General features: G+C 59.1%; 18 protein-coding genes. 13 read left to right on the top strand and 5 right to left on the bottom strand.

The window, feature by feature from the left end:
• Nucleotides 1-79: 79 nt before the first annotated feature.
• The 6 genes from ASE98_RS07675 to flgE all read left to right on the top strand — a co-directional run bounded on the left by ASE98_RS07675 (nucleotide 80) and on the right by flgE (nucleotide 5,201).
• Nucleotides 80-1,012 carry a chemotaxis protein CheV gene (locus tag ASE98_RS07675; RefSeq protein WP_060540784.1) on the top strand — a complete coding sequence of 311 codons (933 nt, stop codon included), beginning with the start codon at nucleotides 80-82 and terminating at the stop codon, nucleotides 1,010-1,012.
• Between the two features lie 47 nt (nucleotides 1,013-1,059).
• A complete protein-coding gene (gene cheR / locus ASE98_RS07670; protein ID WP_060540783.1) occupies nucleotides 1,060-1,887 on the top strand; it encodes a protein-glutamate O-methyltransferase CheR in 828 nt (275 codons plus the stop codon).
• Nucleotides 1,888-2,255: 368 nt separating this feature from the next.
• The gene (gene flgB / locus ASE98_RS07665) at nucleotides 2,256-2,663 is read left to right on the top strand and encodes a flagellar basal body rod protein FlgB (RefSeq protein ID WP_060540782.1); all 408 of its coding nucleotides are present in this window, start codon (nucleotides 2,256-2,258) and stop codon (nucleotides 2,661-2,663) included.
• Between the two features lie 3 nt (nucleotides 2,664-2,666).
• Complete coding sequence (gene flgC, locus ASE98_RS07660) at nucleotides 2,667-3,110, top strand: flagellar basal body rod protein FlgC (protein WP_054593596.1); 444 nt, start codon at nucleotides 2,667-2,669, stop codon at nucleotides 3,108-3,110.
• 15 nt (nucleotides 3,111-3,125) lie between these two features.
• Nucleotides 3,126-3,848: a flagellar hook assembly protein FlgD gene (gene flgD, locus ASE98_RS07655; RefSeq protein WP_060540781.1), complete on the top strand. Its 723-nt coding sequence runs from the start codon at nucleotides 3,126-3,128 to the stop codon at nucleotides 3,846-3,848.
• Between the two features lie 30 nt (nucleotides 3,849-3,878).
• Complete coding sequence (gene flgE, locus ASE98_RS07650) at nucleotides 3,879-5,201, top strand: flagellar hook protein FlgE (RefSeq protein WP_060540780.1); 1,323 nt, start codon at nucleotides 3,879-3,881, stop codon at nucleotides 5,199-5,201.
• A gap of 296 nt (nucleotides 5,202-5,497) precedes the next feature.
• Here flgE and ASE98_RS07645 read toward each other — a convergent pair whose 3' ends face one another.
• Nucleotides 5,498-8,389 (bottom strand): ribonucleoside-diphosphate reductase subunit alpha, encoded by a 2,892-nt coding sequence (locus tag ASE98_RS07645; protein ID WP_060540779.1) that lies wholly within the window; start codon nucleotides 8,387-8,389, stop codon nucleotides 5,498-5,500.
• Between the two features lie 736 nt (nucleotides 8,390-9,125).
• Between ASE98_RS07645 and ASE98_RS07640 the strand changes: the two genes are divergently transcribed.
• Both ASE98_RS07640 and ASE98_RS07635 read left to right on the top strand, forming a co-directional pair.
• A complete protein-coding gene (locus tag ASE98_RS07640; RefSeq protein WP_060540778.1) occupies nucleotides 9,126-9,848 on the top strand; it encodes a winged helix-turn-helix domain-containing protein in 723 nt (240 codons plus the stop codon).
• A complete protein-coding gene (locus tag ASE98_RS07635; protein WP_060540777.1) occupies nucleotides 9,845-11,455 on the top strand; it encodes an ATP-binding protein in 1,611 nt (536 codons plus the stop codon). Before ASE98_RS07640 ends, ASE98_RS07635 begins: the two co-directional genes overlap by 4 nt.
• A 49-nt stretch (nucleotides 11,456-11,504) precedes the next feature.
• Here the strand turns inward: ASE98_RS07635 and ASE98_RS07630 are convergent, their stop codons facing one another.
• The gene (locus ASE98_RS07630; protein WP_201782592.1) at nucleotides 11,505-12,230 is read right to left on the bottom strand and encodes a 4'-phosphopantetheinyl transferase family protein; all 726 of its coding nucleotides are present in this window, start codon (nucleotides 12,228-12,230) and stop codon (nucleotides 11,505-11,507) included.
• Nucleotides 12,231-12,435: 205 nt separating this feature from the next.
• Between ASE98_RS07630 and ASE98_RS07625 the strand changes: the two genes are divergently transcribed.
• From ASE98_RS07625 to ASE98_RS07615, 3 genes are all read left to right on the top strand, one after another.
• Entirely contained in the window at nucleotides 12,436-13,035 is a 600-nt protein-coding gene (locus ASE98_RS07625; protein ID WP_060540775.1) for an outer membrane beta-barrel protein, read from the top strand.
• A gap of 117 nt (nucleotides 13,036-13,152) precedes the next feature.
• Entirely contained in the window at nucleotides 13,153-13,830 is a 678-nt protein-coding gene (locus ASE98_RS07620; RefSeq protein ID WP_060540774.1) for a response regulator, read from the top strand.
• Nucleotides 13,827-15,173, top strand: coding sequence for an ATP-binding protein (locus ASE98_RS07615; RefSeq protein WP_060540773.1), 1,347 nt, complete (start codon nucleotides 13,827-13,829; stop codon nucleotides 15,171-15,173). Before ASE98_RS07620 ends, ASE98_RS07615 begins: the two co-directional genes overlap by 4 nt.
• 57 nt (nucleotides 15,174-15,230) lie before the next feature.
• Here the strand turns inward: ASE98_RS07615 and ASE98_RS07610 are convergent, their stop codons facing one another.
• Nucleotides 15,231-16,229 (bottom strand): AraC family transcriptional regulator, encoded by a 999-nt coding sequence (locus ASE98_RS07610; RefSeq protein ID WP_060540772.1) that lies wholly within the window; start codon nucleotides 16,227-16,229, stop codon nucleotides 15,231-15,233.
• A 340-nt stretch (nucleotides 16,230-16,569) separates the two neighbouring features.
• Here ASE98_RS07610 and ASE98_RS07605 point away from each other — a divergent pair, with 340 nt between their 5' ends.
• Together ASE98_RS07605 and ASE98_RS07600 are read left to right on the top strand one after the other, a co-directional pair.
• Complete coding sequence (locus ASE98_RS07605; protein ID WP_060540771.1) at nucleotides 16,570-17,904, top strand: dicarboxylate/amino acid:cation symporter; 1,335 nt, start codon at nucleotides 16,570-16,572, stop codon at nucleotides 17,902-17,904.
• 143 nt (nucleotides 17,905-18,047) lie between these two features.
• A complete protein-coding gene (locus ASE98_RS07600; RefSeq protein WP_060540770.1) occupies nucleotides 18,048-19,229 on the top strand; it encodes a CaiB/BaiF CoA transferase family protein in 1,182 nt (393 codons plus the stop codon).
• A gap of 138 nt (nucleotides 19,230-19,367) precedes the next feature.
• On the opposite strand, the gene ASE98_RS07595 is transcribed toward ASE98_RS07600, so the two are convergent.
• Nucleotides 19,368-19,862: a SprT family zinc-dependent metalloprotease gene (locus ASE98_RS07595; protein WP_060540769.1), complete on the bottom strand. Its 495-nt coding sequence runs from the start codon at nucleotides 19,860-19,862 to the stop codon at nucleotides 19,368-19,370.
• A 382-nt stretch (nucleotides 19,863-20,244) separates the two neighbouring features.
• Nucleotides 20,245-20,847, bottom strand: coding sequence for a Yip1 family protein (locus ASE98_RS07590; RefSeq protein WP_060540768.1), 603 nt, complete (start codon nucleotides 20,845-20,847; stop codon nucleotides 20,245-20,247).
• Nucleotides 20,848-20,851 lie beyond the last annotated feature (4 nt).

The following is a 20,851-nucleotide window of genomic DNA, read 5'->3' as shown; positions in this document are numbered from 1 at the left end:
GATAAAAAAGCAAGCGCCGTGCCGTTTAGTGATGAAGGTGCGTCGCAACAACACTTGGCGTTGGTGTAGGAGTCTGGGCATGGCTGGTGTAATGGATTCGGTGAACCAGCGCACGCAACTGGTGGGGCAGAATCGCCTTGAGCTGTTGTTGTTTCGTCTCGACGGTCAGCAGCTGTATGGAATCAACGTATTCAAGGTTCGGGAGGTGCTGCAATGCCCCAAACTGACGTTGATGCCAAAATCCAGTCCTGTGGTGTGCGGTGTGGCAAATATTCGCGGGGCGACCATCCCGATCCTTGATCTGGCGATGGCAACCGGCTCTGGTGCTCTGAAGGACAAGAACAATCCTTTCGTGATCATCACGGAGTACAACACCAAGACCCAGGGTTTCCTGGTGCGCTCGGTGGAGCGCATCGTCAACATGAACTGGGAGGAGATCCATCCGCCACCCAAGGGCACCGGTCGCGATCACTACCTGACGGCGGTGACACGGGTCGACAACCAGTTGGTCGAAATCATCGACGTCGAGAAAGTGCTGGCGGAGGTGGCGCCTACTTCTGAGGTGATTTCGGTTGGCGTAGTGGATGTTGAAACCCAGCACAAGGCGTTGTCCTTGCGTGTACTGACGGTCGACGACTCGTCCGTGGCGCGCAAGCAGGTCACGCGATGCCTGCAAACGGTCGGCGTAGAAGTCGTAGCGCTCAATGACGGGCGCCAGGCACTGGATTACCTGCGCAAGCTGGTCGATGAAGGCAAGAAACCGGGGGACGAGTTCCTGATGATGATCTCCGACATCGAGATGCCGGAGATGGATGGGTACACCCTGACGGCCGAGATCCGCAACGACCCGCGCATGCAGAATCTGCATATCATCCTGCACACTTCGTTGTCGGGTGTTTTCAATGAGGCGATGGTCAAGAAGGTCGGTGCCGATGACTTCCTGGCCAAATTTCGCCCTGATGACCTGGCATCCCGGGTAGTCGACCGGATCAAAGCAGCAGACTTCAGCTAGGGGCTCGTTGCTCCTGGCGGTCAACACGATTTTAGAGGCGGACATCATTGTCTACGGGTAATTTGGATTTCGAACAGTTCCGGGTTTTCCTGGAAAAAGCCTGTGGCATTTTGCTCGGTGAAAACAAGCAGTACCTGGTCTCCAGTCGTCTCAACAAGCTGATGGAGCAGCAAGGCATCAAGTCTCTGGGTGAGTTGGTCCAGCGCATGCAAACCCAGCCACGCAGCGGTTTGCGTGAGCAGGTGGTAGACGCCATGACCACCAACGAAACCCTGTGGTTTCGTGACACTTATCCGTTTGAGGTGTTGAAGAACAAGGTACTGCCCGAAGCGATCAAGGCCAGCCCCGGCCAGCGCCTGCGTATCTGGTCGGCGGCTTGCTCGTCGGGGCAGGAACCCTATTCGCTGTCGATGGCGATCGACGAGTTTGAACGTATCAACCTGGGCCAGTTGCGCATGGGGGTGCAGATTGTTGCCACCGACCTGTCCGGCACCATGTTGAACAACTGCAAGACCGGCGAGTACGACAGTCTCGCCATTGGTCGTGGTCTTTCACCCGAGCGCCTGCAGCGTTATTTCGACCCCAAGGGGCCGGGGCGCTGGGCAATCAAGGCGCCGATCAAGAGTCGGGTGGAGTTTCGTTCGTTCAACCTGCTGGACAGCTACGCAAGCCTGGGCAAGTTCGACATCGTGTTCTGCCGCAACGTGCTGATCTACTTCTCCGCCGAGGTGAAGAAGGACATCCTGTTGCGTATTCACAGCACGTTGAAGCCGGGCGGTTACCTGTTCCTTGGTGCGTCCGAAGCGCTGAACGGTTTGCCGGACCATTACCAGATGGTGCAGTGCAGCCCGGGTATCATTTACCAGGCCAAGTAATGTTGTCGGCGTCATCAAAGAACGGGAGTCCTCAGGGGCTCCCGTTTTTTTATGCTTGATGATTACTTCAGTGTCGCTTCGATCCAAAAGTGGGAGCGGGCTTGCTCGCGAAGGCGTCCTGCCAGTCGCCATCAACGTTGATTGATACACCGCTTTCGCGAGCAAGCCCCCTCCCACAAGGTCAGTGGTGTTCTCCACACCGAGTCAGGCGGCAGAAAAGCGGCATGCGCCGGAAAACCGTTGCCGCTTTTCTGGCATTGCCACCTTGCCGCTGCTCGCAAAGCCCCGGTTTACGGGCTTGTTTGAATTGGCATGAGGCTTGCTAACTTCAACGTACGAAAAATCAGGTCACCCAAAGGTTTCCCGACATGAGCATCAGCTTCGATAAAGCGCTCGGTATCCACGAACAAGCCCTGGGCTTTCGCGCCCAGCGTGCCGAGGTCCTGGCCAACAACATCACCAACGCCGATACCCCGAACTACAAGGCTCGGGATCTGGATTTTTCGAAAGTGCTCGCCGAGCAGAACGAGAAAACCAAAAACGGCACCTTCGCCCTGAACATGACCAACAGCCGTCATATCGAAGCCGAGGGCCTGGGCAATGGTGACGGGTCGCTGATGTATCGCACGCCGATGCAACCGTCGATCGACCAGAACACCGTGGACGCCCAGTTGGAACAGTCGAACTACGCGGAAAACGCAGTTGGCTTCCAGGCCAGCTTCACCCTGCTCAACAGTAAATTCAAAGGGCTGATGTCAGCCCTGCGCGGAGAGTAAGCCATGTCTCTATCCAGTGTTTTCAACATTGCCGGTAGCGGCATGAGTGCCCAGACCACTCGCTTGAACACCGTCGCTTCGAACATCGCCAACGCCGAGACCGTCTCGTCGAGCATCGACCAGACCTATCGCGCACGTCATCCGGTATTCGCCACCATGTTCCAGGGTGGCCAGAGCGGTGGCAGTAATTCGCTGTTCCAGAACCAGGATGCGGCCGGTCAAGGCGTACAGGTGCTGGGTGTGGTCGAAGACCAGAGCAACCTTGAGGCGCGCTACGAGCCGAATCACCCGGCGGCCGATGCCAAGGGCTACGTCTACTACCCGAACGTCAACGTGGTGGAAGAAATGGCCGACATGATTTCCGCGAGCCGTTCGTTCCAGACCAACGCCGAAATGATGAACACCGCCAAAACCATGATGCAGAAAGTCCTGACCCTCGGTCAGTGATAAGGGGCGACTCAGATGAGTGTTACCGATTCCACCGGTGGTTTGAGCCTCAATGACATCCTGGCCAATTCCTCGGTCAAGGCCACTACCACGCAGGACGGTCTGGGGGCAGCTACCGGCAGCGCCACGGGCAAGAAAGCCCTGGGCAAGGATGCGTTCCTGCAATTGTTGGTGACGCAGCTGAAAAACCAGAACCCGCTGGAGCCCCAGGACAACGGCGAGTTCGTCGCTCAACTGGCCCAGTTCAGCAGTCTGGAAGGCATCACCACGCTCAATGACACCGTGACCGGTCTGGCCAGCAACTACAACTCGTCCCAGGCATTGCAGGCTTCGTCGCTGGTGGGCCGTTCGGTCATTGCCCCTGGCGACAAGGCGGTGGTCGATACCACCAAGAGCCTCAGCGGCACGGTAGTGGTACCGGCATCGGTGGCCTCGGCCACCTTGAAAATCACCGACTCCACCGGCACTACCGTGCGCACCATTGATCTGGGCGCGCAGAAAGCCGGCAATGCCAGCTTCATCTGGGATGGCAAGAACGATGCGGGTGAGACGGTACCTGCCGGCACTTATACCTTCGGGGCGACGAGCACCATTGATGGCCAGTCGGTAGCGCTGATCACCAACCTGCCAGCCACCGTCAACAGCGTGACCATCAGCCAGACCGGCGGTGAGTTGATGCTTAATCTGGCCGGGCTGGGCAGCATTGCCCTGTCCAAAGTACAAACCATTGGTATGTAGAGCCGACTAACACGGCACAAGGAGTGGATTATGTCTTTCAATATCGGCCTTAGCGGTCTCTATGCAGCCAACAAACAACTGGACGTGACCGGCAACAACATCGCCAACGTCGCCACCACCGGTTTCAAATCGTCCCGTGCAGAGTTCGAAGACGTGTACTCGGCAACCCGACTGGGTACCGGCAGCAAGACCATCGGCAACGGTGTGCGCCTGGCCAATGTTTCCCAGCAGTTTACCCAAGGCGACATCAACAACACCGGTAACGTGCTGGACATGGGCATCAATGGCTCCGGCTTCTTTGTTTTGAACAACAGTGGCTCGTTGTCCTACACCCGTGCCGGTACCTTCAAGGTCGACAAGGATGGTTTCGTCACCAACACTGACGGCACCGCGCGTCTACAGGGTTACGGTGTGGACGCCAATGGCAAGATCGTCAACGGCGTGCTGACCGACTTGCGCATTGATACGTCCAACCTGTCGCCGAAAGCCACCACCAGCGTTTCATCGACGATCAACCTTAACTCCACGGCGCCGGTGATCGACCAGTCGGTTGTTTCCAACAAGTTCGATCCGAGCAAGACTGAAACCTTCACCAAACAATTCAGCACCCCGATTTTCGATACTCAGGGTAATCAGCACACCATGGATCAATACATGGTCAAGACCGGTGCGAACACCTGGCAAACCTATACCCTGATCGATGGGCGCAACCCGGATGGCAGCGATCCTAAGCTTGCCGCGTCCGCACCTGTCCCTTCGACCATGCTGTTCGACACGTCGGGTAAACTGGTTTCCGTGAGTACTCCCGCCACTCCGACGCCGATTGTCAGCCCTGATCTGAGGGTAACAGGCTGGATTCCGGGTGATGTGACCAATGGCGTATGGAACGCCAATGGCGCCGCCGCTGACCCGGCGGGTTTGACCATCTCCATGGGCAACACCACTCAGTTCAACGCCGATACTGCCCGTTCGATTCCTGCCCAGAACGGTTATGCCACTGGCCAGATCACCAACCTGACCATCGACGGCAGCGGCGTGCTGCTGGCCAACTTCAGCAACAACCAGACAAAAGCGATCGGTCAGATTTCTTTGGCCAGCTTCACCAACGAGCAGGGCCTTCAGCCAGTAGGCGGCACCAGTTGGAAGGAAACCTACGCATCGGGTATTCCTGGCTACGATGCCCCGGAGACCGGCAGCCTGGGTTCGATCCAGTCCAATTCCCTGGAAGAGTCCAACGTCAACCTGACCAACGAACTGGTTGACCTGATCAAGGCGCAGAGCAACTACCAGGCGAACGCCAAGACCATCTCCACCCAGAGCACCATCATGCAGACCATCATTCAGATGACTTGATGTTGGTTGATGCTGCATAAGGAAGCCCCTCGAGAGAGGGGCTTTTTTATGGCACAGGTTTTGTCTGGGGCGGGATTTGTGTTGTAGCCGATGGCCTCATCGCGGGCAAGCCGCGCTCCCACAGGTTTTGTGTCGGTTTTCGTTAGCGGGCGCGCTGCAAAACCTGTGGGAGCGTGGCTTGCCCGCGAAGGCGCCAGGCCGGTAACCACTTTCCCTTGGGCAAAAGAAAACCCCCGACCAGCCAGAGGCTGATCGGGGGTTTCAGGTAGGCGCTTTGCAGCGCTTACCGGCTCAGCTTATTGGCAAGCTTCGCAATCCGGCTCGTCGATGGCGCAAGCCTTCGGTACCGGAGCAGGACCTGCAGGAGCTGCCAGGACCGAGTCGTCACCGTGGTTGCCGCCGCTGGAAACAGCGTTCAGCTTGCCGGTGTTGATGGTCGACTTCTCGGTGCTGGTCGCGGCCAGGGCACGGAGGTAGTAAGTGGTTTTCAGGCCACGGTACCAGGCCATGCGGTAGGTCACGTCGAGCTTCTTGCCCGAAGCGCCTGCGATGTACAGGTTCAGCGACTGGGCCTGGTCGATCCACTTCTGACGACGGCTGGCCGCGTCAACGATCCACTTGGTGTCCACTTCGAACGCGGTTGCATAGAGCTCTTTGAGTTCTTGCGGGATGCGCTCGATCTGCTGCACCGAACCGTCGTAGTACTTCAGGTCGTTGATCATGACCGAGTCCCACAGACCGCGAGCCTTGAGGTCGCGAACCAGGTACGGGTTGATCACGGTGAATTCGCCCGACAGGTTCGATTTCACGTAGAGGTTCTGGTAGGTCGGTTCGATCGACTGCGATACGCCAGTGATGTTGGCGATGGTCGCGGTCGGTGCGATGGCCATGATGTTGGAGTTACGAATGCCTTTCTGTACACGGGCGCGAACCGGTGCCCAGTCCAGGGATTCGTTCAGGTCAACGTCGATGTACTTCTGGCCACGAGCCTCGATCAGGATCTGTTGCGAATCCAGCGGCAGGATGCCTTTGGACCACAGCGAACCCTGGAACGTCTCGTAGGCGCCGCGCTCGTCAGCCAGGTCGCAGGATGCCTGGATCGCGTAGTAGCTGACCGCTTCCATCGACTTGTCGGCGAATTCGACGGCAGCGTCGGAACCGTAAGGGATGTGCTGCAGGTACAAAGCGTCCTGGAAGCCCATGATGCCCAGGCCGACCGGACGGTGGCGGAAGTTCGAGTTCTTCGCTTGCGGCACCGAGTAGTAGTTGATGTCGATCACGTTGTCGAGCATGCGCACGGCGGTGTTGACGGTGCGTTGCAGCTTGGCGGTGTCCAGCTTGCCGTCGACGATGTGGTTCGGCAGGTTGATCGAGCCCAGGTTGCAAACGGCGATCTCGTCCTTGTTGGTGTTCAAGGTGATCTCGGTGCACAGGTTCGAGCTGTGGACCACGCCGACGTGCTGCTGCGGGCTACGCAGGTTGCACGGGTCTTTGAAGGTCAGCCATGGGTGGCCGGTTTCGAACAGCATGGACAGCATTTTACGCCACAGGTCTTTGGCCTGGATGGTCTTGAACAGCTTGACCTTGCCCGGGTACTCGGTCAGGGCTTCGTAGTACTCGTAGCGCTCTTCGAAGGCCTTGCCGGTCAGGTCGTGCAGGTCCGGAACTTCCGATGGCGAGAACAGGGTCCACTTGCCGTCATCGAAGACGCGCTTCATGAACAGGTCAGGGATCCAGTTGGCGGTGTTCATGTCGTGGGTACGACGACGATCATCACCGGTGTTCTTGCGCAGTTCGATGAACTCTTCGATGTCCATGTGCCAGGTTTCCAGGTAGGCACACACAGCGCCCTTGCGCTTGCCACCCTGGTTAACGGCTACGGCGGTGTCGTTCACTACTTTGAGGAACGGCACGACGCCCTGGGATTTGCCGTTGGTGCCCTTGATGTAAGAGCCCAGTGCACGGACCGGAGTCCAGTCGTTACCCAGGCCGCCAGCGAATTTCGACAGCATGGCGTTGTCGTGGATCGCGTGGTAGATGCCCGACAGGTCATCCGGCACGGTGGTCAGGTAGCAGCTCGACAGCTGTGGACGCAGGGTACCGGCGTTGAACAGGGTCGGGGTCGAGGACATGTAGTCGAAGGACGACAACAGGTTGTAGAACTCGATCGCACGGTCTTCTTTCTGTTTCTCTTCGATCGCCAGGCCCATGGCCACGCGCATGAAGAAGATCTGCGGCAGTTCGAAACGCACGCCATCCTTGTGGATGAAGTAACGGTCGTACAAGGTTTGCAGGCCCAGGTAGGTGAACTGCTGGTCGCGCTCGTGGTTGATCGCCTTGCCCAGTTTTTCCAGGTCGAAGGAGGCCAGCACAGGGTTCAGCAACTCGAATTCGATACCCTTGGCGATGTAGGCCGGCAAGGCCTTGGCGTACAGGTCGACCATCTCGTGGTGGGTTGCGCTTTCGGCGACGCCGAGGAAGCCCAGGCCTTCGGCACGCAGGGTGTCCATCAGCAGGCGGGCGGTGACGAACGAGTAGTTCGGCTCACGCTCGACCAGGGTACGGGCGGTCATCACCAGGGCGGTGTTGACGTCGGTCAGGGCCACGCCGTCGTACAGGTTCTTCAGGGTTTCGCGCTGGATCAGGTCGCCGTCGACTTCTTCCAGGCCTTCGCACGCTTCGGTGACGATGGTGTTCAGGCGGCCCATGTCCAGCGGCGCCAGGCTGCCGTCGGCACGGGTGATGCGGATCGACGGGTGCGCTTGTACCGGCTCCTCGGTGGTGCGAACGGCACGTTCCTTGGAGCGGGCGTCACGGTAGATCACGTAATCGCGGGCGACTTTCTGCTCACCGGCACGCATCAGGGCCAGTTCGACCTGGTCCTGGATTTCTTCGATGTGGATGGTCCCACCCGATGGCATGCGACGCTTGAAGGTCGCGGTGACCTGTTCGGTCAGGCGGGCCACGGTGTCATGGATTCGCGACGAGGCAGCAGCGGTGCCGCCTTCAACTGCGAGGAACGCTTTGGTGATGGCGACGGTGATCTTGTCATCGGTGTAAGGAACGACAGTGCCGTTACGCTTGATCACACGCAGCTGACCTGGCGCGGTGGCGGACAGATCCGAATTCGAATCGGCGGCCTGCGGCAAGGTACCCTGCGGGTTCTCGCGAGTTGTGTCGGTTTGCATGGGGGAGTGTCTCCACATTCTCTATGTTTGTTTGGGCACCATCACGGTGCCCACCGTTCTGTCCTGAAGCACTACAACCGGCGTGGGGCCGGGCATAACAACTTCGGGACAGTAGGAAAAAGGCTAATGATGCCGCTTCCTTGCCGAAGTCTTTGGCCGCGAGCCTGGGCTCGAGGCCGGATTCCTTTCTGGGGTGTCAGTGATGACTGCAACACCCGTACCGTTTTGACCCTTCTGGCCAGAAAAAACGGTGCCCTCCGCGCACGCGGTTTGGGCTTGTAAAAACGTGCTTGGTTCAACCATAAACTGGCAATAAAAGCGCTTGAGTTTGTGGTCTGAAATGTGGTTGGGCTTTTAAGCTAAAACCCTACATGTAGGGTTTTTTTAGCGCCGAGGTACAAGATAATGCGTTTTGGAGGGGGTTGCAACGTACTACCTGTGGATAAACCTGTGCGTAAATTGTGTGTGAAAGAGCGAACGGGCGTGTAGGCCGCGACCTAGCTGGAGCGGACTGTTTTTCACTGGTTTTCAATGATCGAAAACAGTCGTTCTGATTTTTAAGGGCGCGAACCCTATCACAAAAGAGCTCGTTGTCCGAACGCATTTGCCCGCTTGTGTTCTCGGCGGGTGGCGTTTATACAATCGGCCAGCATGTACAGCGTTTTATCCTCCCCAATCATTACAAAAAGACGGGCGGATCCTTCCTTATTAGTGTTTTTGGCAAGCAGAGGTCACCGTGGAACAAGAAGCCTGGCAGGTATTGATTGTGGAGGACGACCAGCGACTGGCCGAACTGACCCGCGATTACCTGGAGGCCAATGGCCTGCGTGTTTCAATCGAAGGTGATGGCGCACTGGCCGCGGCACGCATCATCAATGAGCAGCCGGACCTGGTGATCCTCGACCTGATGCTCCCGGGTGAAGACGGCCTGAGCATTTGTCGCAAGGTCCGCGCCCGGTATGACGGTCCGATCCTGATGCTCACCGCCCGCACCGATGACACCGACCAGATCCTTGGCCTGGACCTGGGTGCCGATGACTATGTGTGCAAACCGGTGCGCCCGCGCCTGTTGCTGGCGCGTATCCAGGCTCTATTGCGACGCAGCGAAACCCCTGAGGCAATCCCGGAAAAACAACGGCGCCTGCAGTTCGGTCCACTGATCGTGGATAACGCTTTGCGCGAGGCCTGGTTGCAGGGCAACGGCATCGAACTGACCAGCGCAGAGTTCGACTTGCTCTGGCTGCTGGTTGCCAATGCCGGGCGCATCCTGTCCCGGGAAGAAATCTTCACCGCGTTGCGGGGCATCGGTTATGACGGTCAGGACCGTTCCATCGACGTGCGCATTTCGCGCATCCGCCCCAAGATCGGCGACGACCCGGAGCACCCGCGCCTGATCAAGACCGTGCGTAGCAAAGGCTATCTGTTCGTGCCCGAAGCCTGCGTAGACCCGTCCCTGTGAATTCAATCTTCCTGCGCATCTATGGCGGCATGTGCGCCGCGCTGATTCTGGTGGCGGTGCTGGGCGTGCTGGCCTTGCATCTGCTCAACCAGGTTCGCAGCGAGCAGTACCGCGAGCGTCTGGCCCACGGCACGTTTTCGCTGATGGCCGACAACTTGCAACCGATGAACCAGACCGAGCGCCACCGGGCCTTGCTGGTGTGGGAACGGCTGCTGGGGATTCCGCTGGGGCTGAAAACCTTTGCCGAAACCGACCTTGACCTGACCCAGCGCACTCGTGTGTTACGCGGCCAGGCATTGGTCGAACAGATCGGCCCGCATGCGGCGAAGGTATACAAGCTGGTCAGCGACAAGGAACAGTTGATGCTCACCGGGGAAGTGCAGCAGATCAGCGAACAACTGGCCCGGGCGACCATCTACCTGTTGACCGATGAACTGGTGCGCACCCCGGTAGCCGATCAGCCCATGCGCCTGGCGCAATTGAAGGAAAGCAAGGGGTTCGGCTTCGACCTGCGGCTGGTCACGGTGGATGAAGCGGACATGGACGAGGACCAGAGCCGCCGGGTGTCCGAGGGGGACACCGTGATGGCGCTGGGCAAGGGCGGCGACTCGATCCGCGTGTTCGCCGGCATGGTCGGCACGCCGTGGGTCCTGGAAATCGGTCCGTTGTATCAGATGAATCCTTATCCGCCTGAGTGGTTGGTGCTGATTGCCGCGCTCGGGTTGACGCTGATCGGTTTGATTGTCTACCTGCTGGTGCGCCAATTGGAGCGGCGCTTGCGGGGCCTCGAAGCCGCCGCGACGCGCATCGCCCAGGGCAGCCTGGAAACCCGTGTGCCGACCCGCGGCGCCGACTCGGTGGGGCGCCTGGCGTCGGCATTCAACGGGATGGCCGAGCACTTGCAACAGTTGCTCGCGATCCAGCGTGAACTGGTGCGCGCGGTATCCCACGAGTTGCGCACGCCGGTGGCGCGCCTGCGTTTTGGCCTGGAAATGATCGGCTCGGCCACCACGCCGCAAGCCCTGGAAAAATACTGTCAGGGCATGGACAACGACATCGAGGATCTCGACCGCTTGGTGGACGAGATGCTGACGTACGCGCGGCTGGAGCAGGGTTCGCCGGCGCTGAATTTTCAGCGTATCGATCTGGACGCCTTGGTCAATCAAGTGATCGAGGAACTCGCGCCCTTGCGTGCACAGGTCACGGTGCAACGGGGCTTGTGCCTGTCGGCCGCCGATTGCGACGACGCCTGGGTCGAGGCCGAACCGCGCTACCTGCACCGGGCGATCCAGAACCTGGTGACCAACGCCATGCGTCACGCGCAATCACGGGTGACCATCAGTTACCAGGTCGGGCAGCAACGTTGTCGGGTGGATATCGAAGATGACGGGCCGGGTGTGCCGGAGTCGGCGTGGGAAAAAATCTTCACGCCATTCCTGCGCCTGGACGACAGTCGCACCCGTGCTTCGGGTGGGCATGGGCTGGGGTTGTCGATCGTGCGGCGGATCATCCATTGGCATGACGGGCGCGCCTTGGTCGGCAAGAGTAAAAGCCTGGGTGGGGCGTGTTTCAGTTTGAGCTGGCCGAGGAATCAGGAGCGACGTTGATATTTGTGTGTGCGTTGCGACCTGGGGGTTTTCAGCGCCCTGATAGACTTCAGGCCTTGATGCTTACCAGACTCAACAACTGCCCGTCCCTGACTGCGAACTGCGCATCCAGTTCGGTGCCATTGCGCCATTCATTGGACAGGTCGGTCAACAAGCGCAAGCGTACTTCCCCCGTCTCGTGCCACTCCAGCACTTCGGCATGTTCAAAATAAAAACGCTGCTCAACGATCGGATAAAGCGCCTTGAACAGGCTTTCCTTGACCGAGAAGGTCAGGGTTACCAGCAGGGCCAGATGGTCTCGGGGTCCGGCCGCCATGCGCTGTAGCTCCGCGGGGTTGAGGATTTCCCCGGCCAGGCGCTCGGCCCGTTCGGCATTCAACAGGTTTTCCAGGTCCATGCCCAAGCCGCGCCAATGGCGCTTGTTGGCGACGATTGCAGCTGCCCGGCCGGTGCTATGGGTGATCGAACCTGCGATATGGTCCGGCCAGACCGGAGCGCGGTCCTCACCTATGGCGGGAGTGAAGTTCAATCCTTCCAGTCGCTGCAATGCGGCCCGGGCGCAAACCCGTCCGGCAAGAAACTCCGCCCGGCGTTTGGCGACCGAACGCTGGATGCTCGCCGGCACCTCGACAGCACTGCGCTGGAAGTCATCAGGCGCCAATTGCAAACTGTCGAAATGAGTACTCAACAGCACTGTATCCGGCAGCAGCAAAGGCAACGGCCAATGGTCATCGAGTGGGGTGCAGCAGAGGGGCAGGGCGGGGACATGATTCATGGCGGGTATTTTGCCGGGTTGCCTTGGCGGTGGGTAGTTCTGAAATCGTGTACCGCCAAGCTCAATTCTCCTGTTGAAAACTATTGAGACATTCAGGCCGGGTTGGTTCAGCCCAGGTTCAGAGTGCGTTCAGGGGGAGTTCAGGGCTCCGTGGGTAATCTTGCCCCGTACCCAAAAACAACTACCCCCAACAGGAACGACACCAATGACTACATTGAAGAATCTGCTTCTGGCTTTCACCGTAATGGGCGCCAGTGCCGCCGTTCAGGCCAACGATAACTTCGCGGGCCTTACGCTTGGACAGACCAGTGACAAAGTGAAAAAGTCCCACGCACTGAACGATAACCTCAATAGCCCGAACGCCGATGGCGTGATCGGCAAGGACACCACCTGGGGTGTGCGTGCGGGTCAGCAAAACAGTCAGGGCCGCTACTACGCTACTTACGACAACGTGTCGGGCTCGCACAATGGCATTAAACTGCGTCAGGAAAACCTCCTGGGCAGCTACGACCTGTTCTATCCGGTAGGCAGCGACACCAAGCTGTTCGGCGGTGCCACTGCCGGTCTGACCAAGCTGACACAGGAGTCGTCTGGCTTCAGCCGCGACAGCAACATCGGATACGCCCTGGGCGGACAAGTCGGTGTCCTGCAACAGGTTTCAAAAAACACGTCGGTTGAACTGGGTTATCGTTACCTGCGCAGCAATGCCAGCACCGAGATGGTTCAGCGCAGTGGCAGCAAACAAGGTTCGCTGGATCTGACCAGCAGCGCCCAGACTTACCTGGCAGCCAACTTCGCTTTCTAAAAAGTGTATTGCAATGGTCTGCGCCGGATCGCCTCAGTGGCTGATCCGGCATAGTCCTGTTAGCCGCCGAGGTACACTGTCGCACCTTTGCAGATGTTGATTTGCCTGGAGAGCGTTATGAAATTGCTGGTCGTCGAGGATGAAGCGCTATTGCGTCATCACCTGCAAACCCGCTTGACCGATAGTGGTCATGTGGTCGAGTCCGTTGCCAATGCCGAAGAGGCGCTGTATCAGACACAGCAGTTCAACCACGACCTGGCGGTGATTGACCTGGGCCTGCCGGGAATGGGCGGCCTCGACCTGATCCGACAACTGCGCTCCTCGGGCAAGACCTTTCCGATCCTGATCCTTACGGCTCGAGGCAACTGGCAAGACAAGGTCGAGGGCCTGGCCGCCGGTGCCGACGATTACGTGGTCAAGCCGTTCCAGTTCGAAGAGCTGGACGCCCGGCTGAATGCCTTGCTGCGTCGCTCCAGCGGATTCACCCAGTCGACCATTGTCGCCGGCCCCTTGTTGCTCGATCTCAATCGCAAACAGGCGTCCCTCGACGAACAACCCCTGGCGTTGACCGCGTATGAATATCGCATCCTCGAGTATTTGATGCGCCACCATCAGCAGGTGGTGCCCAAGGATCGTCTGATGGAGCAACTCTACCCGGATGACGATGAGCGTGATCCGAACGTGATCGAGGTATTGGTCGGCCGCCTGCGCCGTAAACTGGAAGCCCCGGCGGGGTTTAAACCGATCGATACCGTTCGAGGCCTCGGTTATCTGTTCAATGAGCGTTGCACTTGATTCGCTCGCTTCGCGTTCGTCTGATGCTCGCCGCCACGCTCCTGGCGGTGTTGTTCATGCTGGCGTTGTTGCCAGCGATGCAGGGCGCGTTCAGTCTGGCGCTGCAGGATTCCATCGAGCAGCGCCTGGCGTCGGATGTCACCACGCTGATTTCCGCCGCCCGGGTTGAAAACAACGGCCTGCAGATGCCGGCGCAATTGCCTGACGAGCGTTTCAACCTCACCGACAGCCGTTTGCTCGGCTACATCTACGACCGCGAAGGTCAACTGGTTTGGCGCTCGAAAGCCACCCAGGAAGAGCACATCAATTACAAGCCGCGTTATGACGGACGTGGCAATGAGTTCGCGCGAATCCGCGAAGCCAACGGCCAGGAATTCTTCGTCTATGACGTCGAGGTCAAATTGCTGGGCGGCAAGAGTGCTGCGTTCAGCATTGTTGCGCTGCAACCGGTTCGCGAGTACGAAATTACCCTCGAAGGACTGCGGGAAAATCTCTATCTGGGCTTCGGCGCTGCATTGCTGGTGCTGCTGGCGTTGCTGTGGATAGGTTTGACCTGGGGCCTGCAGGCGTTGCGTCGCTTGAGCCAGGAACTGGACCAGATCGAAGGCGGTACGCGCGAAAGCCTCAGTGAAGAGCATCCCCGGGAACTGTTGCGCCTGACCGGTTCCCTGAACCGTCTGCTGCACAGCGAACGTGAGCAGCGCAGCCGCTATCGGGACTCTCTCGATGATCTGGCCCACAGCCTGAAAACTCCGCTGGCGGTGCTGCAAGGTGTCAGCGAGGACATGGCTCAGCGTCCGGAAGATCGTGATCAGGCCTGGGTGCTGCAGACCCAGATCGAACGCATGAGTCAGCAGATCAGCTATCAGTTGCAGCGCGCCAGCCTGCGCAAAAGCGGTCTGGTGCGGCATCAGGTGCGGCTACGGCCGGTGCTGCAAAGTCTGTGCGATACGCTGGACAAGGTCTACCGCGACAAACGGGTGAAAGTCGCTTTTGATCTGCCGGAGCCCTGTTATGTGCCGATCGAGCAGGGGGCCTTGCTGGAAATGCTGGGTAATCTGCTGGAAAACGCCTATCGCCTGTGCCTCGGTGAAATTCGTATCAGCGTGCGCCAAACCCTTGGCGGCATCGAATTGTGTGTCGAGGACGACGGTCCCGGTGTACCACAGGATCAGCGCGCGCGAATCCTGCAACGTGGTGAACGCCTGGATCGTCAGCATCCGGGGCAGGGGATTGGCCTGGCGGTGGTCAAGGACATCATCGAGAGTTACAACGCCAAGCTGACCCTGGAGGACTCGTCGATGGGCGGGGCGGCGTTCAGGATCCATTTTCCGGTGGCGTGATTCAGGCGCGAGCCTGTCGCGTCAACCCTCGCAGGAGCCTGGCGTGCAGCGGTGCTCCTACATTTCCTGCGCCCGATAGGCGCCCGGTGTAAGCCCTGTCCACTTCTTGAACGCGCGGTGAAACGCCGAAGGCTCGGAAAAGCCGAGTTGTTCGGCAATCTGTTGCAATGACAAATCGGCGCGGTTCAGGTGATAAATCGCGATATCCCGGCGCAACTGATCCTTCAGCTCCTGAAAACTGGAACCTTCCTCACGCAGGTGCCTGCGCAATGTCTGCGGGCTGATGTGCAGATGTGCCGCCACGGCTTCCAGATCCGGCCAGTGCGAACTGTCGCGGTTGAGCAGGCGCCGCAACTGACTGGTCAGGCTGTCGCCGTCGTCGGGGCGCGACAACAGGTCGGCGGGGGAGCGCTCAAGGAAGTGCTTGAGCGTACGTTCGTCCTGTAGCAGTGGCATGTTCAGGTAGCGACTGTGAAAGCGCAGGCTGCTGCGGTCAGTGGAAAACTCGAGCGGGCAGGAGAACAGTAAATCGTATTCGGCACCGTGGTCGGGCCTGGGGTAACCGAAGGTGGCCTGCTCCAGACGGATGCGCTGGCCGATCAGCCAGCTGCCGAAGCGGTGCCATATCACCAGCAGACTCTCGCTGAGGAAGTGGTCCGGGTCCCACAGTTGTGAGTCGTCCAGGCTCAGGCACACCCAATCGTCCTCCTGGCTCAGGGTCAGGCGCGGAGCCCCGGGGAATAGGCTATAAAACAATAAGCCGCGACGCAGTGCCTTTTCCAGATTGCGGCAGTGAATCACGGCATGACACATCATCGCGAAGCTGCCTGGTCTGCTTGGGGCTTGCCCAAACCCCAGGTATTCGTCGTCCAGTGCCAGCCATAACCCTTGTATCAGTTGGGTGAACTGCTCTGGCGCAATGCGCGCCCTGGGCTCCTGGAGCAACTCGGGACTGATCCCCAGTTGCTGCAACAGACCCGAATAATCGTAGCCGTGCCGACGCGCACCGCCGAGAGCGGCCCGGGCGAAATGACTGGCGATGGTACGTTCGCGCATAACAGGCAGATCCATCCATTGAGCGACGGATGGTAGCTGCTCGGCAGCTGGTGTGAACAGGGCGGATATCCGCCAATTTGCAGGACCGGTTTTAGTGGAAGGGCGGATATCCGCCACCTGGATGTAACTGTCAGGCGACCTGGGAAACCCTGCAACCCTTGATGGCATGAGGCTGGCGGAGTTTTCGCATTAAGTGGCACGGGCCTTGCGATGCCATGAGCAGATGCCTGCCATGGTGCAGCTCGGAAAAACAAATCCCTCCAGTGCAGGAGGGTTCGCAATTGAGGTGTCACGTGCAACAGATGGATGTTGTCACCGGGCACCCTTGAGGAACTTTGCAATGACGACTCGTCAGCCACTGTACAAATCCCTGTATTTCCAGGTGATCGTTGCAATTGTCATCGGTATTTTGCTCGGTCACTTCTATCCACAGCTCGGTGTGGCCGTAAAGCCGCTGGGTGACGGGTTCATCAAGCTGATCAAGATGATCATCGCCCCGATCATCTTCTGTACCGTGGTCAGCGGTATTGCCGGCATGCAGAACATGAAGTCAGTGGGCAAGACCGGCGGGTATGCGTTGCTGTACTTCGAGATCGTGTCGACCATTGCCCTGCTGGTGGGGCTGGTTGTGGTCAACATCGTGCAACCGGGCGACGGCATGCATATCGACGTAACGACCCTGGACACCTCGAAAATCGCCAGCTACGTCGCAGCCAGTGCTGATCAAAGCGTTGTCGGCTTCCTCCTCAATGTGATCCCGAACACCATCGTCGGCGCATTCGCCACCGGTGACATCCTGCAAGTGTTGATGTTCTCGGTGATCTTCGGTTTCGCCCTGCATCGCCTGGGCGCCTACGGCAAGCCACTGCTGGACTTTATCGATCGCTTCGCCCACGTGATGTTCAACATCATCAACATGATCATGAAGCTCGCGCCACTGGGTGCCTTTGGTGCCATGGCGTTCACCATCGGTGCCTACGGCGTCGGCTCGCTGGTGCAACTGGGCCAGTTGATGATCTGCTTCTACATCACCTGCCTGTTGTTCATCCTGATCGTGCTGGGTTCGATTGCCCGTATGCACGGCTTCAGCGTGTTGAAGATGATCCGCTACATCCGTGAGGAACTGCTGATCGTACTGGGTACTTCCTCTTCGGAGTCGGTGCTGCCACGCATGCTGATCAAAATGGAACGCCTGGGCGCGCAGAAGTCCGTAGTTGGCCTGGTGATCCCGACTGGTTACTCGTTCAACCTCGACGGTACGGCGATCTACCTGACCATGGCGGCGGTGTTCATTGCCCAGGCAACCGACACTCAGATGGACCTCACCCACCAGATCACGCTGTTGGTGGTACTGCTGTTGTCCTCCAAAGGGGCTGCGGGCGTGACCGGTAGCGGTTTCATCGTCCTGGCTGCCACCCTGTCCGCCGTGGGCCACCTGCCGGTTGCCGGCCTGGCGCTGATCCTCGGTATCGACCGCTTCATGTCCGAAGCCCGGGCCCTGACCAACCTGGTGGGCAACGCGGTTGCGACCATCGTTGTGGCCAAATGGGTCAAGGAGCTGGATACCGACGTGCTGCAAGCGGAACTGGCTTCCGGCGGTCGCGGCATCGCCGACGAGCGTGAGCAAGACGACCTGGGTGTGGCCGAGGGCCCGACCCCGAGCAACGTCAAGTAAGACAGGCTGCAATGAAAAACCCGCTTCGGCGGGTTTTTTCATGAGCAGGATTTGAACGTTACGGTCATTGCAACTGGCGCATAAGGTGATTGCCGCAACGCCCTCGGCTGCCTAGGCTGGGGCATCGTAAAGGGAGAATTCTCATGCTCGGTCCACTGGCGTCACTCAAGGTTCTGGATTTCTCGACATTGCTGCCGGGGCCGTTCGCCTCCTTGCTGCTGGCGGACATGGGCGCCGAGGTGTTGCGCATCGAATCGCCGACCCGCATGGACCTGCTGCGGGTCCTGCCGCCCCAGGATCACGGGGTGTCGGCCAGCCATGCCTATCTCAATCGCAACAAACGCAGCCTTGCCCTGGACCTCAAGCAGCCTGAGGCACTGGAGGTGATCAAGCAGTTGCTCGAAGACTACGACATCGTGCTCGAGCAGTTCCGCCCTGGCGTCATGGATCGATTGGGCCTGGGCTATGAAGCCCTGAAGGCGATCAATCCGAAGCTGATCTATGTGTCGATTACCGGTTACGGTCAGACCGGCCCCTATAAGGACCGCGCCGGCCATGACATCAATTATCTGGCGCTGGCCGGGCTGGCGAGCTACACCGGTCGTGCCGACGCGGGGCCGCTGCCATTGGGTATGCAGGTGGCGGATGTCGCCGGTGGGTCGCTGCACGGGGTGATCGGCCTGCTGGCGGCGGTCATCGCCCGGCAGCAAAGCGGTCTGGGTCAGCATCTGGATGTGAGCATGACCGACTGTGCGTTCAGCCTCAACGCCATGTCGGGTGCCGGGTATCTGGCCTGTGGCGTTGAGCCGGGGCCGGAGGACCAGCTCCTCAATGGCGGCAGTTTCTACGACTACTACCGCTCCCGGGATGGGCGCTGGCTGTCGGTGGGTAGCCTGGAACCGGCATTCATGAAACCGTTGTGCGCGGCGCTGGGGCTGGAGGAACTGGCCAGTCTGGGTCTGTCAGCGCAACCGGCGCAGCAGAAAAAGCTCAAGGACGCGCTGAAGGTCGAGTTCGAAAAGCACGACTTCGCCGATTTATGCGCGTTGTTCGCCGAACTTGATGCCTGCGTCGAGCCGGTGTTGAGTCTGGGCGAGGCAGTGCTGCATCCGCAGTTGCAGGCGCGGGAACTGGTGACGCAAGTGCCGCGAGGTGATGGTTCGAGCCAGGCGCAGATGGCGTGTCCGTTGAAGTTTTCGCAAGGTTTGCCTGAGCCTCGGCATATTGGCGCGGCGCTGGGGCAACATACCGATCAGGTGTTGGGGGAGTTGGGGTTCAGTGCGCAGCGGATTGAGCAATTGCGGCGAGCCAAGGTAATTCTCTAGCGCCTGCTCTGGCCCCATCGCGAGCAGGCTCGCTCCCACACGGGTTCTGCGCCGTACACAAAATTTGCGTCTGATAGAAATCCAATGTGGGAGCGAGCCTGCTCGCGATGGGGCCCGACCAGACACCGCAAATCTGCTTTACTCAACCCGCATCTCCCCACTGAACACCAGCGTATTGCGACAGCGCCGGCACAAATACCGCCGCCCCTTTCTCACCAAACCATGGCGCTGGGCCGAGAAGGGAAAGTCGCTGTCGGCGCACGGGCACTTGTAGATATAGCGGGTCACGCTGCGGCGCTTGACGTCGTAGGTGTGGCAGCGATTGGGCGGCAGTTCATACACGCCGCGCATGATTAATTGCCACTCTTCGCCGTGGGGCTGGATGCGGTCGCCGAACAATTGATGGGCGATCAGGTGCGCGACTTCGTGGGCCACCGTCTGCTTGAGGAAGTCTTCGCTGTTTTCCCGGTACAGCTGTGGATTGAAGCGCAGCAGGTTTTCGTGCAGGTGGGCGACACCGGCTTTTTGCCCGCGCAACTTGAGGCTGACCACCGGGCGTTTGAACGATCGTTTGAAAAAGGATTCGGCTTGTTGGAAGCAGTCTTCGACGCGAGTATTGAGTTGCTCGGGCATGCTTGATGGATCTCCAGAGCAATCGAGTATGCCGCAACCTTGGGGCCTTGCGAATCGTCCGGGCGCCGAATGGTTATTCACCTTGCGATTAACCGGGGAACGAAAAGGCCGCCTTGCGGCTAATGCTGTTAACTTAAGCGGGTAGCACACTTTGTGGCGAGGGGGCTTGTCGGACCGCCGCACCGCCCCGTTCGGCTGCGGAGCAGTCGTAAAACCATCACACGCGGTGTACCTGATACTCCTCGATGGCTGGTTTTGGGGCCGCTCCGCAGCCCAACGGGGGCAAGCCCCCTCGCCACAAGTGTGTGCCCCAGCTTAAGTGAACAGCATTACGCCTTGCGGCGGCCTGTGTCGGCAGATCTGAGTTTTTTGTGGTGAGTTGCTAATTGGTATAGACCGGGCCCACGCCGAGTCCCCAGACAATCACGGTGAATGCCATGATGGCCACCAGCACCACCAGGCCAACGGCGAGCACCGAACTGGAAAACAGGAAGCCCTCGTCGGATGGAATGTTCATGAACGTTGGTAGCCCGACATAGAGCAGGTACACCGTGTAGCAGATGGCCGCGGTGCCGACGATCATCCCCAGCCACAGGTGCGGATACAGGGCCGCGAGGCCACCGATGAACAGAGGGGTCGCGGTATAGGTGGCAAAAGCAATGCAGCGTGCCAGGCTCGGATTGGCGTCATAGGTGCGAGCCATCCAGTGGATGAACGCGCCCATCACCGCGACTCCACCGATCATTGCCAGATACGACATGACCGTCATCCACAGCGCACTCTCCATGGTCAGCATCACCGGTGGCCGATTGCCGATCACCCAGCCGACCTGCGTGGTGCCGATAAAGGCCGACACTGCGGGAATCGCTGCCAGGATGAGGGTATGGGTCAAGTACATGTGGCTGATGCTTTCCTCCTGGTCGCCACGAATATCTTTCCATTCTTGGTCAGGGTGGGTGAAGAGCCCCACTACGTGATGGATCATGCCA

The organism is Pseudomonas sp. Leaf48, assembly GCF_001421885.1.
Lineage (GTDB): Bacteria > Pseudomonadota > Gammaproteobacteria > Pseudomonadales > Pseudomonadaceae > Aquipseudomonas.
The sequence above is the reverse complement of the archived record's forward strand: the minus strand, read 5'-3'. Positions and strand labels throughout refer to the sequence as shown.